The sequence below is a fragment of the Algoriphagus aquaeductus genome (assembly GCF_003253485.1).
In the GTDB taxonomy this organism is placed as follows: domain Bacteria; phylum Bacteroidota; class Bacteroidia; order Cytophagales; family Cyclobacteriaceae; genus Algoriphagus; species Algoriphagus aquaeductus.
Genome location: NZ_QKTX01000019.1, coordinates 25969 through 42535, shown reverse-complemented (window position 1 = coordinate 42535; position 16567 = coordinate 25969). Strand labels below are relative to the sequence as shown.

Sequence of the window (16567 nt, the reverse complement as noted above, 5' to 3'; positions counted from 1 at the left end):
CTTACTTCACAATTAAAAGGTTACAGGGGAGTTCGGTGAGGATTTCCTCAAGATCGTGTGGGAAAATTCTATCAATAAAGCTGTATCCTTTTTCGTCACCCATGATCAGCAGGTCGGCATTGATCGAATCGCAATAGCGGACCAGTTCTACAGCCCATTTTCCGGCAGTGACTTTGATGTTGATTTTTAAGCCGGATTGGTCCAGTCCGTCCAAAATTTCCTGTACATATTTGATTTCGTCCTGAACGAGTTTTCTTCGGGTCAGAGCCACTTCATCTTCCGAACCCTCACCGGCAGTAGCCATCTGCAATCCATATAGTTTGATTTCATTCAGGATATGCACTTGTGAAGCGCCTTCTGCCTGACAGAATTTCAAACCCTTTGCGATGACTTTGGGGGTAACTTCAAGCTGTGTTCCGTTGATGACTACCTTGGAAAATCGAGTGGTTTCAATTTTCGGGTCGATCAGAGTCAGTACTGAGCAGGGTGATTTGCGGATTACTTTTCTCGCAACAGAACCCAAGTAATAAGTGAGCAGGCCTTCTTTTTTTAAGGCCCCTAAAACCAGGAGGTCCACGCCTTCTTCCTCGCAGGTTTTGAGGATCGTTTTGGCAGGTTTCCCTTCTTTCCAGAGAGTCTTAATTTGTTTTAAATCAGAACAATGCCGGTGTAGTATTTCATCCAGTTTGGATTCCAGTTCATCGGTTTTTATTCCAACATGGATCAGAATGAGTTCCCCCTGAAAGATTCCAATCAGCCTTCTTGCTTCAGCAATTAAGGCTTCCATTCTGGGGGAAAATGCTATGGCTAACGCTACTTTTTGATACATACTAAACCTGCTTAGTTTTCTGAAATAAGAGATTTTTCGGCAAATGACCAATTTAAACAAAAACGTCAGCCATTTATCCCAAGCCTTTTCCGCCTGAGTTTGATTTCCATTGTCTTGAAAAGTAGCGCTGTAGTTTCGCCCATTTTTTTATAAACTTCCCATGGATTTTTCATTCAATTCTTCAGAAATAACCCGAAAACAAGTTTCCTATGAGAAAATTCTTACTCACCGGACTGTTGCTGGGAAGTCTGATTTGCGGCAGTGCTAATGCCCAAACCGACTACCCTACACTCAGTCAGGTCACCCAGCGACTCCAGAAGCTCGGCAGCAATGCCTCCGTGGATTTGAAAACCCTTACCAAAACCGAGGGCGGAAAAGACATCCAAGTCTTAAAAATCGGTACCGGAAACAAGGATCAAAAGCCAGCCATAGCAGTGGTGGGTGGTGTGGAAGGCTTTCATGTTCTCAGTGTGGAACTGGCCCTTCAGTTTGCCGAAAAGCTAGTGGCTGAGAATTCCAAAGCTTTAGAGTCCACCACTTTCTATATTTTTCCCAACATGTCTCCCGATGCCTATGAGCAGTATCATGCGGCATTGAAGTATGAGCGAAGGGGAAATGCGGTGGCCGCAGATCATGACCGGGATGGAACTCCAAATGACAATGGCTACACTGACCTCAACGGAGATGGGCTGATCACCTGGATGCGAGTAGAAGATCCGATGGGTGACTGGATGATTTCCAAAGAAGACGAAAGAGTCTTGGTCAAAGCGGATCGATCCAAAGGTGAGGCAGGTAAATACCGAGTATTCAAAGAATCCAAGGATGATGACAAAGACGGCAATTTTGCAGAAGATCTTAAAGAAGGCATTGCGTTCAACAGAAATCTAACCTACAAGTTCCCGGTTTTCGAACCATTGGCTGGGGATATTGCGGTATCTCAACTGGAAACACGGGCGATGTTGGATTACCTCTTTGAGCAATGGAACATCTTCGCCTTTGTGACCTTTTCGCCGGCAAATAACCTAAGCTCTCCGCTGAAATACAATGCTCCTGATGCGCGAAAGCGCGTGGTGACTTCTATTTTGGAAAAAGACCAAGCCATCAATGCCATGGTGTCGGAGATGTACAACAAGACTGTCAGCCAAAAAGCTTTTCAACAAAGCAATCAGGGCACAGACGGGGACTTCTTCCAGTGGGCCTATTTCCATTTTGCACGGTTAAGCTTCTCGACTCCGGGATATTGGACGCCCGAGTTTAAGGGAAAAACCAATGCAGAAGCTAATTACCTAGCTTGGGCAGATTCCTTGGGATGGAATTCTTTTGTCCCTTGGACCGAAGTAAAACATCCTGATTTCCCGAACCAAAAGGTCGAAGTGGGTGGTATCAAACCCTTTGTGATGGTGAATCCACCTTTTGAAAAAGTAGGAGAAATCGCTCAGCAGCACACCGACTTTATCCTCAAGTTGGCGGCTATGCAGCCCAAGTTGGAATTTCACAACCTAAAAACTGAATCCTTGGGAAATGGACTGACCCGTATCACGTTGGACCTGTACAATAATTCTCCCCTGCCAACCCATTCTGAAATGGGGGCAAGGTCCCGTTGGCTGAGAAAAGTACGGATCGACATCGATGCCACACCTGACAAATTGATTTCGGGTGACAAAGTTAAGCTGGTAGATTCGATGGGGGCTTACGAAAAAGCCACCTTTAGCTGGATCATCAGAGGAACCGGCAATGTGACGATCAAAGCCGGCGCTTCACATACCGGATTTGCTACCCAAACTGTAAAACTCTAAGCCATGAAGATGATGAATACCAAAAATATACTTGCGGCCCTGGCTTTGGGAGCATTGAGTCTGGGTTCTATGGAAGTCACAGCGCAGCAGGAAAACTACTTCCGTGCCATTGGAACTCCACATAAACCCAAAGTAGAAATCGCCTGGAATCGCTACTACAGCGCTGAGGGACTTTGGGACTGGATGAAAAAAATAGCAGCGGCCCATCCAAATCTGGCTAAAGTGGAATCGATTGGAAAATCTGTAGAAGGGCGAGATATTCTAACCCTGACCATCACGGATTTTTCAACCGGAAAAGACACAGACAAACCTGCCATGTGGATCGATGGTAATATCCATTCAAATGAGATTCAAGGTGGTGAATTTTCACTTTACGCAGCTTGGTATCTGACTGAGATGTATGCCGACAATGAATTTGTCAAGCAATTGCTGAGGGACAAGACCTTTTACATCACGCCGACAATCAATCCTGACGCGAGAAATAATTTCTTCAAGGAACCCAATAATGCCAATACACCACGCTCAGGTATGCTGGTACTCGACAATGATGGTGATGGACAGGCTGGTGAAGACATGATGAACGACCTGGACGGCGATGGGCATATTACCATGATGATTCGAAAATCACCTACCGGAAGATTTATCAAGGATCCGCTGGATTCCAGAAAATTAATTCAAGTAGGTCCCGATCAAGTCGGTGAGTATGAAATGCTGGGACAAGAGGGCATGGATAATGATGGGGATGGATTTGTCAACGAGGATGGAATTGGCTATTACGACCCAAACCGGGATTGGGGATGGAACTGGCAGCCGGATTACATTCAGCGAGGCGCTTTGAAATATCCATTTACCCTTCCTGAAAATCGTGCTGTAATGGAATTTGTGATGAAACACCCGAATATCGCTGGTGCGCAAAGTTTCCACAATTCCGGAGGGATGATTTTAAGGGGCCCTGGAGCTGAGGAAGATGTAAACACTTATAATAGAGATGATATCCGAATCTACGATGCCATTGGCAAAAAGGGTGAGGAAATGATCCCCGGCTACCGCTATCTTACCGTTTACAAAGATCTTTATTCCGTTTTTGGTGGAGAATTAGATTGGTTTTATGGCAATCGGGGAATATTCACCTACTCTAACGAACTGATGGTTTCTTACCTTTATTTTCACCAAAATGCGGGTCGAGGCAGCCAGGATGAGCAGTTGAAGGTAGATCAATTGCTGACTTTCGGAGACGCTTTTGTGGATTTCAAAGAGTATAAGCATCCGCAATTTGGCACCGTGGAGATCGGTGGATTTAAAAAGACCTTTGGCCGGGCTCATCCGGGATTCCTTTTGGAGCAAGATGCACACCGTAATGCCGCCTTTACGATTTACCACGCCTATCACACCCCAAAGCTTTCTGTGATGGATGTGAAAGAAGAAGATCTGGGTGGAGGTTTGAAAGCCATCACGGCCACTATCTTCAATGAGCGCATGATGCCAACTCACGCCAGCCAAGACCTGAAGTACAAAATCGAGCGTCCGGACTATGTGACGATCTCGGGTGCAAAAGTGGTCGCGGGATTTGTGGTTGAAGATGAGGACATGAAGAAATTCAAAGAACAAAAATCCTCACCTGAAAAGATGGCTGTGGAAAATATCCCGGGTATGGGAGCGGTGAAAGTCCGTTGGATCGTCTCTTCAGCTTCCAACTATAGTATCACCGTGGATTCTGCCAAAGGTGGAAAAGCCAGCTGGAAGAAGTAAATGGATTGATTTATAATGTATTAAATAGGTCCCGTCAGCTTTGTTGACGGGATTTTTTTTGGTTTTCAGGATGTGTGGAAAGAAAATTTTCCAGCCAAAACCCAGTTTTTATAGGCATTTCTGGCTGTTATAAATATTTTTCACAGCCAGAATTTATATTTAAATGACATTTTTGGCTGTAAATATTTCACTTTCCAGCCAGAAATGATATTTTTGATTCGGTTTTGGCTGAAAATAAATAGGTTATGAATGATTCTGATCTGGTCGGGCGGAGGAAAGCCAAGGAGCGATTCCAGAAATTTCTGAAAAGCAAAAAGTCTGAGTTTGTGGCTGTCTATGGTCGAAGACGGGTGGGAAAGACCTTTTTGATCAAAGAGTATTTCCAGTATCAGTTTGACTTCTCCATCACCGGCATGGCCAATGCGACGACAGATCAGCAGCTTTTTAATTTTGATACCGAGCTAAGCCGGCAATCCCCTTTGGTTTTTGACACTCCTTCTGCCAACTGGCTGATTGCCTTTCAGCGACTGCGGGAGCATTTGGAATCCAAGAAGAAGGATGGGAAACTAGTCATTTTCATAGATGAATTGCCGTGGATGCACACCCATGGATCGGACTTTATGATGGGTTTGGAGCACTTTTGGAACACTTGGGCCACCCATCGCAAAGACGTCTTGCTGATTGTCTGTGGATCGGCAGCTTCTTGGATGCTGACTGAAGTAATCAACAGCACCGGAGGTCTGCACAATCGAGTCACGGCTCAGCTAAAAATCGAACCCTTTACCCTCGGCGAAACGGAAGAGTTGCTCCTCGCCAAAGGCTGTCAGTTGGATCGTTATCAGCTCATTCAACTTTATATGTGTTTGGGGGGAATTCCCTACTACCTGGATGCCGTGGAACCGGGAAAAAGTGCTGCTCAAACTATTCAGGAGCTGTTTTTTGAAAAAAGCGGTCTTCTCCGATATGAATTTCACAATCTCTATCGGGCCCTTTTTAAACGACATGACGTCTATGAAAAAGTGGTGGAAGTCCTTTCCACCAAAACCTACGGCATGTCCCGGAATGAAATCATTCACGTCTCCGGATTGCAATCCGGTGGTACGCTGACGAAGGTTTTGGTTGACTTGGAGGAAAGCGGTTTTATCACCTCCTACCCATCCTTAGACCGAAATCAAAAGAACACGGTCTATCGGCTCTCCGACTATTTCACGGCCTTTTATTTTCGGTTTTTGCAAAAGCCTCTAAGCAGCGATTGGATGCAACTCATCGATCAGCCTGCTCATCGCGCTTGGGAGAAATTTACCTTTGAGCAGGTTTGTCTTGATCATGTAGTGCAGATCAAAAAGGCACTTGGAATCAGCGGGATTCAGGCCGAGCATGCTGCTTGGCGTGGCACTACGGGTGACAAAGGAGCCCAGATTGACCTGCTGATCGACCGAAGAGATCATGTGATTACGATCTGTGAATGCAAATTTCACCTGGACAGCTTTAGCATCTCTAAAGACTATGCCGATCAATTGAGATCCAAAATCTCTGTATTCAAGGACGTGTCCAAAACCAAAAAAGCCGTGCATTTCACCTTTATAAGCACCTATGGACTGCACCGGAATGCCTACAGCGACCTGCTCGTTCAGAGCGAGGTGATGATGGACGCATTATTTGAAAAGATTGACTGATCCAGAAAATTTCAACAGGTCCAAGACCTTTAGGGAACGTAAATTTGCCGTCCCAACTTTTGAGCTGATTTAATAGGGGATTGATTTTGAGAGATTTAATGCTATTTTGAGAGGAAATTATTTCGGCTTTTGCTAGCTTGAAAGACCTTTAGCTTTATGTTTTTTCGATATGATTAAACTTCAGATTTTTGATCCCCATCCCCTGTTATCGAGCTTCGTCCAGAATATTATTTTGGTCGATAATGTGATGGAGTCCAATGCTCCACCACTTGTCGGCCAATATCCACCCACTCCACAGCATTGTATTTTTTTATACATCAAAGAAAAATTTAAAGCCAAAAAAATTACGGACCTGGATTATCAAGTGAGGCCTAGGGCAGTGGTAGTGGGGCCTCAGATTACCAGGATGGAGTTGGCTGTAGAAAATGATCACCGGGTGGCGATCATAGGGTTTATGCCAGGAGGATTGTACCGATTGATTGGTATCCCGATGGAGGAGATTTTTGACGATGGATTTGATGCCTTTGAATTGATCGGAAACGACATCAACGAGTTGGTGGATCGTTGCTCGGAAATAAATGATTTGGGCAAAATCCATGTGTGCATTGAAAATTACCTTTTAGGCAGATTAACAAAGGTAAAAGAGCAGTTGCCCATAGACAGAGCGCTAACCGAGATGCTTCGCTTTCAAGGGAATTTATCCATTGGACAGGCAGCGGATTATTCTTGTTTGAGCATTAGGCAGTTTGAGCGCAAGTGTAGAGAAAGGGTGGGGTTCTCACCCAAGGTTTATTCCCGATTAATCCGCTTTTCTCATGCTTATCGACTTTTTGAACGGTCCCAAAAGCCGAACTGGACGGAGATTGCCTATCATTCCGGGTATTATGATCAGATGCATTTTATCAAAGATTTCAAGGAATTTGCAGGAATTACTCCCACGATGATGGAGGAGGAGTTGCTAAGGAAACCGCTGAGGTTTCAAGCTTCCCTTACTTTTTAGAATCCGGATTTTTGAGGCAAGAGGCTAGAAAAAATGCCACGAGAAAGGAGTAAGCGATTTTTTATTGCGCTAAGTCGTGCCTTTGGTTCTGAAATTAGACACCTTCATTCAACTTGTCGTTTTCTTACTATCCAATTTTTAGCGCTGACTTTAGGTTTGTGAGGTAATCAGTCTAAACCTTATTCAAAAAGTCTTGAAATGCCCATGAGAAAATGCTTCTCACACAGGGGAATGATTATCCGGGGCATTCCATCTGGCCATTAAAAATCAAATTATAAACAGATGAAACGCACAAAAAATTACCTGCTGCTGAACGTATTGTTTGGTCTTTGTTTTTTGGTCCTTGCCTGTTCCAATGGGGATGGCATGCTTGACGTCTCAGATCTTGAAAAAGCAAGATTGGAGTATCAAAAGTTGAAAGCTGACCCGGGATTTGTCGAACTTGCCTTTCCGGAAGATAATCCCGGACCTCCATTTTATGCCAGAATAGCCGAGATGGGAGCGGATAGGTTGTTTATGGAAGCCGATGGCTTGGTCATTATTCCCATGATGAGGCAGCCGGGATGTATCGATCCTGAATTTAATCTGCTGGATTTGTTTCACGTACCCAATGCATTTTTTTGCCCATTGACCCTTTCTGGAAAGGGATTGATAGAACCCAATGCACCTGAGGGAACTTTTCCCCTCATCGCTTACGGGATTGGAACAGAAATGCCAGTTTGGTTTTTGGAAAGGGCACCTTTGCTAAATGCGATGGCAGACGGGAAGCTTACCCTGAATGAGTTGGAAGCCCTCAATCCCAAAAAAGGAGTAGCCTCCAGATATGAAGAATATAACAAACCCAGGACTGCAGAAGATCATCTTTTGGTCATCGAGTCGGAAGGAGTTATTTCAGCCACTAATCAGCGCTTTGAATACAAAGTAAAATCCATTACCAAATCTACCCATGATGTGCGGTTGAGGATTTGGTGAATAAATCAGATTCGGGTTTCGATTTTCCTAATCTTCTAATTTCAAAATTGAGCAGAAGATGTTTTGCGAAATCAATGAATTTCAATAGTTTAAATAATTCAAAGAGGATTTAACCAAATTGAAATGGGAAAAAATAAGCTTGTACAATTGCCTCTTTGGACTTGGATTTTGGCAATTCTTCCCCTTTTAGCGTTTGGGGTTGGAAAAGGGAAATGGGGGAATTTCAGTGTGCAATTCATTCAGGAAATTCCAAGAATCTGGACAGATTTGGCCATGAAAAATTGGGAACTTCCCAATTCCAATCCTGAATTTTCGGCTCAACCTGTTTCTGAGGAGTTTTACTATAGCCTTCCTGAGAGAGTCATTTTCAAGACCTATCCGGTTTACCATCCCGACTACGAGCCGGATGGATACTGGGAGTGGCTTCACGAGCAAGAGGCTGAAATCGTATTTGATCCCAAAAATCTAAAAACTGAAGAAGACTGGATCCGTGCGGGTGAATTGCTTTTTGACTATCCCATCGACACCTTGGGGGCAGTGATTGGGACTGAACATGTCCGCGACAGGGATTTTTACAGAGATACCCAAATGCCCCTTACCTCTGAGGGAGTAATGCCTTTTGCCAAATGGGTAGTGGCAGGAAAGGGAAAAGTTTACCTTGGCAATCTCTCTTGTGGCATGTGTCATACCCGAGTGATGGAAGATGGCTCTTTGCTTAAGGGAGCTCAGGGAAACTGGCCCGGGGATAAGGCTTTTGCCTATGCACTTGAAAAGGATGGGGCTTCTGAAAAAGCCATTCAAAATGTGACCGGATTCTTATTTTCCAGTCCATTTGTGGCAGGGGATCCCCATGGAAAATTGATCGCAAGTGGGAAGGATTCTCTGGTAGCAGCATATCGGGCTGTGCCGGAGGGTGCTTTTGGTCGGCAGGGAACCAGTATCCTTTATCCTCCTCAAGCCCCCAATCTGATCGGGGTGAAGGATAGAAAATACCTGGATCATGGAGGCTTGGGGCAGCATCGGAATATCGAAGACATGATGCGCTATATTGCAATGAATCAGGCGCTGGATTTTCTGAATTTTTACGGGGATTACAATCCTTTGGGCTTGACCAAAGAAAGACTTTACAGCGGGCAGCCCATTATCTTTCCCGGAACCTATGACCGTCATTCTGATGAGCAATTACTGGCGATTGCCAAATATGTCTACTCCTTGACTCCCCCAGAAAACCCCAATAAACTATCCACCTTGAGCGAAAAAGGAAAAATTATCTTCGCCCAGCAAGGTTGTGTGACCTGCCATACCCCGCCACTTTTCACCAACAATCAGCTTACCCCGGCGGATGGATTTGAGATCCCGGAGGAGCATTACGGCAAGTATGACATCTTCGACATTTCTGTAGGGACCGATCCCGGTTATACCTTGAATACCAGAAGAGGGACTGGATATTACAAAATCCCTTCTTTGCTTGGATTATGGTATCGGGGGCCGTTTTTACATGATGCTTCTTTGGCCAAACTGGAGGACTTATTTGATCCTGCGAGACTTAGAGGGGATTATGTGCCGACCGGATTCAAGCCGCATACGGTTAAAACAAGAGCGGTGAAAGGACATGAATTTGGGATGGATTTGGGAAAAGAAGACAAGGAAGCACTGATCGCCTATTTAAAAACACTTTGACTTTCAGTATATGAGACTACTTTTTGTCGCTCTGTTCAGTTTTTTTCTGTCCGTTCCAGCCGGATTTCAATCTGCCTTTCCAGTCCGTTTCCAGATCAAAAATGCCGGGATTACCGTTGAGGGCCATTTCTCTGAGTCTTCCTTTGATGTCCAGTTCAATCCTAAAGATCTATCCAATTCCTACCTCAGAGGCAAAGTCCTTCCCTCCAGCATCAACACCGGAATCGGTCTTAGAGACAAGCACCTTCAGGGAAGGCAATATTTCCAATCCGCTTCCTATCCGGAGGTACAGATGCACTCCAAGCGGATCCGAAGCTTGGGAAAAAATCAATATGAGGGAGTTTTTGAAATCCAGATTAAGGATTTCCGCCAGGATAAGACCATTTCATTTTCAGCAATTCCAAAAGGCAAAGGGTATGAGTTTGAAGCCAAATTCTCGATCAATCGCCTGGATTTCGGAATTGGGGAGAAAAGTCTGGTACTGGGAGATGAGGTGGTGGTGGAAATAAAATTAAGGAAAGAGTGACTTTTTTTGGTTAGCTAACTTAAAATAGCCCTAACATGAAAATCAACAACCAAGTCATCTGGATTACTGGAGCCTCCTCAGGACTCGGGCGGGCCATGGCATTGGAATTTGCCAGACGGGGTGGAATAGTGGCGCTTTCTGCGAGGAAAATGGACTTACTGGAAGAGGTAGTGCAAGAAATCCAAGGTGCAGGAGGAAAGGCCAAGGCTTATTTTTGCGATGTGTTGGATGTTCAAAGCATAGCTTCTTGTGTGGAGCAGGTCATCGGGGATTTTGGACAAATAGATGTAGCTATAGCTAATGCAGGCTTTGGGGTCATTGGGAAGATGGAAGATTTGACAGCCGAAGACTGGAGTCGTCAGTTGGCGGTGAATGTGACAGGCTTGGCGATGACCTGCAAGTATGCCCTACCACATCTCAGGAAAACCAAAGGCCGTTTGGCCTTGATCGGTAGCGTGGCTGCCTTCGTTCCCAATCCGGGGATTTCTGCTTACGGCGCATCCAAAGCAGCAGTCCAAAATATCGGAGAATCACTTTTGGTGGAATTGGCGGGAACTGGGGTGAGTTGCACCACTATCCATCCCGGATTTGTTGAAAGCAATATTGCCCGAGTGGATAATTCCGGAAGGTTTCATCCCGATCGCCCGGATCCCAGACCGGCCAATCTGATGTGGCCTGCTGAAAAGGCAGCCAAGGTCATGGTAAATGCAATTTTGAAACGGAAGAAAATCGTGGTCTTCACAGGTCACGGAAAAGTGGCGGTATTTTTGGGTAAGTATTTTCCGGGAATTATGCGGAAGTTGGTAAGCAAAATGACTCCTAAATAAGCGATGAAGGTATTTCTTGCCCTTTCCGTTTTTTTTCTTTTGACCTTTCCGGTTTTCTCGCAAATTCAACCTGAGGTGCTGGTGGTCTATTATTCACAATCAGGCAATACCAAACGAATGGCTGAAGAAGTGGCCAAAGGAGCCAAGTCAGTTTCCGGAGTGGAAGTAAGGCTTAAGTCGATCGAAGAGGTGAGCGAAAAAGATTTGCTCGAGGCTGCCGCCATAATCGTGGGTTCCCCGGTTTACAATGCAAATGTCGCACCTGCCGTACAGGAATTCATCAATTCCTGGCCCTTTGAAGGCAGGCCATTGAAAGATAAAATCGGGGCCGCTTTCGCTACAGGCGGAGGGATTTCGATAGGAGAAGAGGGAGTTATGATTGATATTCTCCGGTCCATGTTGATTTACGGCATGATCGTCATAGGAGGAGAGAAGGTGGAGTCTGCTTTTGGAGCGTCTGCGATTACCGATGAGGGGCCTTTTAAAGAAGGTGATTGGGAGGAGATTTTTAGGATCAAAGCCAATGGATTGGGCAGACGAGTTTCACAATTGGTGCTTCGCCTTCCTCAAAAGATGTAAAATACCGCTGTATTGCATCAAAAATCTACTGCCGACTTCCTTTCCTTGGGGCACTACACTTTTTTCTACCGAATGCATGATTTTTACTCGGGTGGTACTTTTTGTTCTGTTTTTTTTATAGACATTCTTAGTTGATACATAGATGATTCCTCCTTCTTCTTTTTTATCTGACTAGGAAGCTGTATCTTTTTAAAGCTATGAAAATCAATAGTTTATTGTGAAACAAAAACCCTCTCGAAAATGGAACAAACAGATATCAACAAGGAATTATTGGCAAAATCCTGGAGTGGAAGCAGTGTCAGCGAACGGGAGGGGCAGGCATGGGATAAGAAAAAGGAAATGGACTTTACCTATACCAATATTGATAAATTTATAAGGTATAGTCTCGGGGAAAATGCCGTATTCAGTAATGCATGGTTTGACGGAGATTATTCCCTCAGTCTAGAAGAAGGTCAACGGAGGAAGCATGAATTTGTCACCAAGGCGCTCGGAATCAAGAAGGGAATGAGGGTGTTGGATCTTGGATGTGGTTGGGGAGGTTGGCTTAAGTATTTGAAAGATGAAGTGGGGGCGGAGGGAATTGGCGTAAATCTTTCTGATGGCCAAGTAAACTCGTGCAGAAAAAACGGGTTGACGGCCTATCTTAAGGATGCAAGATTTGTGAAGCCAGAGGACTTTGGGACCTTTGATGCCATCACTGCATTCGGGAGTTTTGAGCATGTGGCCACAGTGAAGGATTACTTGGAAGGCAGGCAGGATGAAGTTTACCAAGACTACTTTCGACATGTAGCCAACCTTCTTAATCCTGGAGGTAAATTTTACATGCAAAGTATGACATTTGAAAAAAACATGATTCCCTTTGATCAAATCGATATCCATGCTCCCAAGGATTCGGACAGTTACATTTTTGCGTTGCTTTTGAAGCATAATCCCGATTCATGGGTCCCTTATGGATATCAGCATATCGTCAAGACAGCGAGTCCATTTTTGAAAAACACATTTCATAGCGATGGACGCCTGGATTATATTCATACCAACCGGGAATGGACTAAGCGGTTTTATAAGTTTAATCTTAAAAAATACCTGTGGTTTGCTTCTTTGGTTCCCAAACTGTTTACTGACAAAGAGTTTCGACATCAGTTGGCAATCTTGAGGGTTCGGCCAAACCGAGTATGCTTTGAGCGGGAGATCATGGGACATGCCCGCTTGGTTTTTGAGAAAGCCTAAAAAAATAAACCCCTGACCCAAACGGGCAGGGGTTCAAGTTAAAGTTGGCTTAGCTTATTTTGAAGCTACAAATGCTGAGAATCCATTGGAAGTAGATACTTTAAAGCTGATCGCGTCAGGAAAACCTGGCTTAGCAATGGTATATACTTTATGAAGGCCTTGTGGATTGTCGATCACCTCGGTGTGGATCAACTTGTCTCCGTCAAAAATTTGGACGGTAACCTCTTTTGCTTCCAAGTTGGATACCAATAATCTGTATTGGTTATCTCCCAGTGCTGTCACTCTTGAAAATACCTCGGGTTTTGTTTTCACAGCCGTGTTGAAAGTGGCAGTTCTCAGAGTTCCATTTGCATCAGAAACCTCGATGGAGTACTGACCTACTGGAAGTGCATTCAAGTCATATCTTTTGGCAAAAGCTTCTGTCTTGGAAATCCTGTCTCTCAACACTAATTGATTTTGAGCGTCTGTAATTTTTACCACGAGGGTTCCCTGTGGAGCGTCGGCAACTGCCACCATTACTTTAGCAGGTTCAGTCTGTCTGATTTCTACTGTTTTTTCGTCGTTGTAGGCAAAAGCTCCTGATGCGATCCCCGCAACAAAAAGCATAGTCATGAATTTTTTCATTTTCTTAGTTGGTTTGATAAGTTGTGATGAATGATTGAATAATGACCCGGATGGAGTCCGGATAGATAAAGTTTAAATAGGTTTTGATTTAAGATGTGTAACCGCTGGATGGACTGTTCCATCAGGGGGAGATTTTGGGCTACAGGGTCTTCGATGCAATTCGAATACAAAGTTACCAAACGGAACCTTAATTGCAATAGTTTCAATAAAACAATAAAATATTTTTCAAATCATTAATAAAATATATTAAAAAATGAAAATAACATAAAATTATAGCGCAATCGATAGCGGTGATGAGTCTGTTTGGATTTTTCGAAAAATAACAGAATTTTATTTTGTATAAATAAATAAAAGTAAAATCATGTCTCTACATGAAAATACTTATTATAGGTTTCGCAATCGATTGTATGGAATTGGATAAAATCTGATATTTTCTTTAAAAAAATGTGAATAATCAATAAAGGCCTGATATTTCAGGCCTTTAGAGGGGGTAAAATGTAAGGGGGATTAGTTCAATTGGCTTTTTGCTTTGGCAATCATTTCTTGGGTAAAGTTCCCCTTCAGCTCGACAACGATCAAATCTCCTTCTTTTTCATCCCCTACCAGAATCACCAAATCTGAAAGAGATCTGGAGCCTTTGCCATAGATCAGCACCCCACTTTTACCTTCGGCTGCTTCCATTAAGAGATCGTAATTCTCTTTTTCCAAGCCTTTTTGGAGTGAGCGATATTCAGCGATTGCCTGTGATCCTTCAGGAAGGGTGAAAAAGTGGAGCCTCTCTACCGACTTGGCCACAGTAGCAAGGTCGTTTTTGTTGAGATTGATCTTGAAGCCATCTGCAAAATTCATAAAGTTGCCGCCCAACTCCATGTGAAAGAAGTCATCATTGCTTTTGTATCTGTCTTTGAGTGCTGCGATGCTTTTGCTTTGAGCCTGTGCTCCAAGAACTAAAGCAAAAAGGGAAAGGGTCAAAATCAGTTTTTTCATAGTGGTTTAGTTTAAGGTGTTTTCGAGTTTGATTTTTAGAGATTGAATGAGTTTTTGGGAGTTTTTGGGATAGACGATTCGGAGAAGTTCGGCCTGTTTTTCATTGCCTACCAACAGGTATGCTTCATCCGGATTATTTCCAATAGAGATCAGTCGGCAGAAATTAACCGGTCCATCCTTTTCAAAATCGACGGTAAATCCTTTCGAAGTCCCCGCATCAAAAGCCTCGATAAGTTTCGCCCGATCGGTCACATCAAATTTGAAAACGGCGCTTTCCAAGGATTTGAAGTCATCCATAGTTAGGATCAATTCAGATTTACCTTCTTCTAAAGGAAAGCGGTAATCCACTTTTGCATCGGTGACCTTGACTCCCTCGATTTCCAAGGGAAAAAGTACGGAAGGATTAACCTGCTCGGAACCCAAGGATTCTTTGAGGGTTTCGTAGGGATTTTGCTGTGCAAATCCAGCTGAGATCGCAATGATCAAAAAGCTAAGTGTGGAAAATAATGTCTTCATGGTTTGTTGATTTTAAGTCTATTTCGGCCCTTTTGAGCCTTTGTTGTATTGTTCCATACCGGGGATGTTGGTCTTTTCGGCCAGCATGTTCAGATCATCATAAGTAAAGCTTCCCAGCATAGAGATCAGCGAAAAGCTCTTGGTGTCCCCAGAAATCATGGTGAGTTCCCGAATCAGCCCTCCCTCTTCTCGGATCATAAATTTCAAACTGCTCCCTTTGTCCTGCACATCCATGAGCTCTTCATACTTATTTCTGGTCAGTGTACCCATGGCTTCGGTGTACAGGGATTTTCCATTTACTCCCTCGGAAGACAAGATTCGGATTCCCTTGATTTTCCCGATGAGTTGACCGAGCTGCTCAGCATCCTTGTCACCTTCTGAGTTGTTTTTCAAGAAACCACCTGCCATTTGCATCATTTTGGGAGAGATGTATACTCTGGAAAATCGCTCATCCTCCATGTATTTGGAGAAAAATCGCTGAATCGCATCCTCCTGGGCAAAGGCCTGAATCCCGATTCCAAGGATCAAAAAGGCCAGTATCATTATTTTTTTCATAATCACTGCGTAGTTTGAAATAGCTGATTGGTTGTGTTAAGATATTTGAGGTCGTTGAGCGGCTGCATTTGTTCTTGACCTTTAGAAAGGTTGTTTTGGATCAATGCCAAGGCTTCCATGACCTGCTGATACGCAAGTTCTTCTTGCTTTTTTTGCTCATAATCCTGCCAAATCCAAATCGATCCGGCAATCAAGGCAACCGATGCTGCCCAACCCAACCAATGCATTCGGATTGTTCGAGCAGGTTTTTCGGCAGGAATTTGGAGTTGTTGAGGCTCTTCGCTTTTGAAATCCGCTACGATTCCAAAAAGGACTTTTTCCGCATCATATCCTTTTGCATTCTTGAGAAGAGCTTTGAGTTCCTTTTCATCCTCCAGGCTGGTTTCTGCCTCCCAATATTTTTCGATAAGTGTTTCTATTCTCGTTTTCATCGGGTTATTCCGTGATTGATTAATTTTTCCCGGACCGCGTTTCTTGCCCGGTGTAGGTTGATTTTGACTTGGTCCAGAGTGATTTCCAGTTGCTGGGCGATCTCTTCGTAGGTCATCTCCTCCACTTCACGAAGCAGGAAAACGTCTTTTTGCTTTTGTGGCAGCTGCTCTACCAAGCCGAAGATTTGCTGATGTTGCTCTCTGCTTTCCAAGCTTTGGGATTCCGGCTGCGGGAGTTCCTCGGTTCCTTCCAATCCAGACATGCGGTTGGCTTTCCGAAAGTGCATGAGGGCTTCATTTTTCAGGCTTTTGACCAGCCACCCACCCAAGTTGGGATGGTTTTGGAGTTCCGTCTGACGCTCCACGGTTTTGGTGAAGACATTTTGGAGCAGGTCCTCAGACAGGTCGCGATCTTTGGTCCAGAGATAGACCATTCGATACAGCCTACCTCTCAGGGGCCAGATGTGCGCTTCGAAAAATGACTTCATTCGGGAAGATGATGCGTGAAGGATCAAAAAGTTACAAGGTGAAATAAAAATTTCCGATTTTTTTTTCAAAAACCATTTTAGACAGGGCCAGGTTACCCCAACAGA

17 protein-coding genes are annotated in these 16567 nt (G+C 44.2%); 10 read left to right on the top strand and 7 right to left on the bottom strand.

The features are described from left to right. Position 1: 1 nt before the first annotated feature. On the bottom strand, positions 2–829 hold the full coding sequence (locus CLV31_RS19305) for a universal stress protein (protein WP_111394726.1): 828 nt from the start codon (positions 827–829) through the stop codon (positions 2–4). 209 nt (positions 830–1038) lie between these two features. Between CLV31_RS19305 and CLV31_RS19300 the strand changes: the two genes are divergently transcribed. The 10 genes from CLV31_RS19300 to CLV31_RS19255 all read left to right on the top strand — a co-directional run bounded on the left by CLV31_RS19300 (position 1039) and on the right by CLV31_RS19255 (position 12861). Then, positions 1039–2625, top strand: coding sequence for a M14 family metallopeptidase (locus CLV31_RS19300; protein ID WP_111394725.1), 1587 nt, complete (start codon positions 1039–1041; stop codon positions 2623–2625). A gap of 12 nt (positions 2626–2637) precedes the next feature. Continuing rightward, positions 2638–4374 carry a M14 family metallopeptidase gene (locus CLV31_RS19295; protein ID WP_181452671.1) on the top strand — a complete coding sequence of 579 codons (1737 nt, stop codon included), beginning with the start codon at positions 2638–2640 and terminating at the stop codon, positions 4372–4374. Between the two features lie 245 nt (positions 4375–4619). Next, on the top strand, positions 4620–6050 hold the full coding sequence (locus CLV31_RS19290; RefSeq protein ID WP_111394723.1) for an AAA family ATPase: 1431 nt from the start codon (positions 4620–4622) through the stop codon (positions 6048–6050). A 169-nt stretch (positions 6051–6219) separates the two neighbouring features. Next, positions 6220–7050: a helix-turn-helix domain-containing protein gene (locus CLV31_RS19285; RefSeq protein WP_111394722.1), complete on the top strand. Its 831-nt coding sequence runs from the start codon at positions 6220–6222 to the stop codon at positions 7048–7050. A 282-nt stretch (positions 7051–7332) separates the two neighbouring features. Beyond that, positions 7333–8022, top strand: a complete 690-nt coding sequence (locus tag CLV31_RS19280; RefSeq protein WP_111394721.1) for a hypothetical protein — start codon at positions 7333–7335, stop codon at positions 8020–8022. Positions 8023–8145: 123 nt separating this feature from the next. Beyond that, complete coding sequence (locus CLV31_RS19275) at positions 8146–9702, top strand: hypothetical protein (protein ID WP_111394720.1); 1557 nt, start codon at positions 8146–8148, stop codon at positions 9700–9702. A 10-nt stretch (positions 9703–9712) separates the two neighbouring features. Then, positions 9713–10228, top strand: a complete 516-nt coding sequence (locus CLV31_RS19270) for a YceI family protein (RefSeq protein WP_111394719.1) — start codon at positions 9713–9715, stop codon at positions 10226–10228. A 35-nt stretch (positions 10229–10263) separates the two neighbouring features. Further along, a complete protein-coding gene (locus tag CLV31_RS19265; protein WP_111394718.1) occupies positions 10264–11055 on the top strand; it encodes an SDR family NAD(P)-dependent oxidoreductase in 792 nt (263 codons plus the stop codon). A 3-nt stretch (positions 11056–11058) separates the two neighbouring features. Then, a complete protein-coding gene (locus CLV31_RS19260) occupies positions 11059–11634 on the top strand; it encodes a flavodoxin family protein (RefSeq protein ID WP_111394717.1) in 576 nt (191 codons plus the stop codon). Positions 11635–11874: 240 nt separating this feature from the next. Then, positions 11875–12861 (top strand): SAM-dependent methyltransferase, encoded by a 987-nt coding sequence (locus CLV31_RS19255; RefSeq protein ID WP_111394716.1) that lies wholly within the window; start codon positions 11875–11877, stop codon positions 12859–12861. Positions 12862–12915: 54 nt separating this feature from the next. Here the strand turns inward: CLV31_RS19255 and CLV31_RS19250 are convergent, their stop codons facing one another. From CLV31_RS19250 to CLV31_RS19225, 6 genes are all read right to left on the bottom strand, one after another. Then, positions 12916–13485: a hypothetical protein gene (locus CLV31_RS19250; RefSeq protein WP_111394715.1), complete on the bottom strand. Its 570-nt coding sequence runs from the start codon at positions 13483–13485 to the stop codon at positions 12916–12918. A 507-nt stretch (positions 13486–13992) separates the two neighbouring features. Continuing rightward, positions 13993–14472, bottom strand: coding sequence for a DUF4252 domain-containing protein (locus tag CLV31_RS19245; protein WP_111394714.1), 480 nt, complete (start codon positions 14470–14472; stop codon positions 13993–13995). 6 nt (positions 14473–14478) lie between these two features. Continuing rightward, a complete protein-coding gene (locus tag CLV31_RS19240) occupies positions 14479–14988 on the bottom strand; it encodes a hypothetical protein (RefSeq protein ID WP_146250932.1) in 510 nt (169 codons plus the stop codon). A gap of 18 nt (positions 14989–15006) precedes the next feature. Next, positions 15007–15543, bottom strand: coding sequence for a DUF4252 domain-containing protein (locus CLV31_RS19235; RefSeq protein ID WP_111394712.1), 537 nt, complete (start codon positions 15541–15543; stop codon positions 15007–15009). Positions 15544–15545: 2 nt separating this feature from the next. After that, complete coding sequence (locus tag CLV31_RS19230) at positions 15546–15974, bottom strand: hypothetical protein (protein ID WP_111394711.1); 429 nt, start codon at positions 15972–15974, stop codon at positions 15546–15548. Then, positions 15971–16462 carry an RNA polymerase sigma factor gene (locus CLV31_RS19225; RefSeq protein ID WP_111394710.1) on the bottom strand — a complete coding sequence of 164 codons (492 nt, stop codon included), beginning with the start codon at positions 16460–16462 and terminating at the stop codon, positions 15971–15973. The genes CLV31_RS19230 and CLV31_RS19225 overlap by 4 nt, the downstream gene beginning before the upstream one ends. Between the last annotated feature and the right edge of the window lie 105 nt (positions 16463–16567).

Excerpts from the sequence above, each read along its gene's own strand:
- CLV31_RS19305 (WP_111394726.1), bottom strand. The coding sequence starts at position 829 with ATGTATCAAAAAGTAGCGTTAGCCATAGCATTTTCCCCCAGAATGGAA.
- CLV31_RS19300 (WP_111394725.1), top strand. The coding sequence starts at position 1,039 with ATGAGAAAATTCTTACTCACCGGACTGTTGCTGGGAAGTCTGATTTGC.
- CLV31_RS19295 (WP_181452671.1), top strand. The coding sequence starts at position 2,638 with ATGAATACCAAAAATATACTTGCGGCCCTGGCTTTGGGAGCATTGAGT.
- CLV31_RS19290 (WP_111394723.1), top strand. The coding sequence starts at position 4,620 with ATGAATGATTCTGATCTGGTCGGGCGGAGGAAAGCCAAGGAGCGATTC.
- CLV31_RS19285 (WP_111394722.1), top strand. The coding sequence starts at position 6,220 with ATGATTAAACTTCAGATTTTTGATCCCCATCCCCTGTTATCGAGCTTC.
- CLV31_RS19280 (WP_111394721.1), top strand. The coding sequence starts at position 7,333 with ATGAAACGCACAAAAAATTACCTGCTGCTGAACGTATTGTTTGGTCTT.
- CLV31_RS19275 (WP_111394720.1), top strand. The coding sequence starts at position 8,146 with ATGGGAAAAAATAAGCTTGTACAATTGCCTCTTTGGACTTGGATTTTG.
- CLV31_RS19270 (WP_111394719.1), top strand. The coding sequence starts at position 9,713 with ATGAGACTACTTTTTGTCGCTCTGTTCAGTTTTTTTCTGTCCGTTCCA.
- CLV31_RS19265 (WP_111394718.1), top strand. The coding sequence starts at position 10,264 with ATGAAAATCAACAACCAAGTCATCTGGATTACTGGAGCCTCCTCAGGA.
- CLV31_RS19260 (WP_111394717.1), top strand. The coding sequence starts at position 11,059 with ATGAAGGTATTTCTTGCCCTTTCCGTTTTTTTTCTTTTGACCTTTCCG.
- CLV31_RS19255 (WP_111394716.1), top strand. The coding sequence starts at position 11,875 with ATGGAACAAACAGATATCAACAAGGAATTATTGGCAAAATCCTGGAGT.
- CLV31_RS19250 (WP_111394715.1), bottom strand. The coding sequence starts at position 13,485 with ATGAAAAAATTCATGACTATGCTTTTTGTTGCGGGGATCGCATCAGGA.
- CLV31_RS19245 (WP_111394714.1), bottom strand. The coding sequence starts at position 14,472 with ATGAAAAAACTGATTTTGACCCTTTCCCTTTTTGCTTTAGTTCTTGGA.
- CLV31_RS19240 (WP_146250932.1), bottom strand. The coding sequence starts at position 14,988 with ATGAAGACATTATTTTCCACACTTAGCTTTTTGATCATTGCGATCTCA.
- CLV31_RS19235 (WP_111394712.1), bottom strand. The coding sequence starts at position 15,543 with ATGAAAAAAATAATGATACTGGCCTTTTTGATCCTTGGAATCGGGATT.
- CLV31_RS19230 (WP_111394711.1), bottom strand. The coding sequence starts at position 15,974 with ATGAAAACGAGAATAGAAACACTTATCGAAAAATATTGGGAGGCAGAA.
- CLV31_RS19225 (WP_111394710.1), bottom strand. The coding sequence starts at position 16,462 with ATGAAGTCATTTTTCGAAGCGCACATCTGGCCCCTGAGAGGTAGGCTG.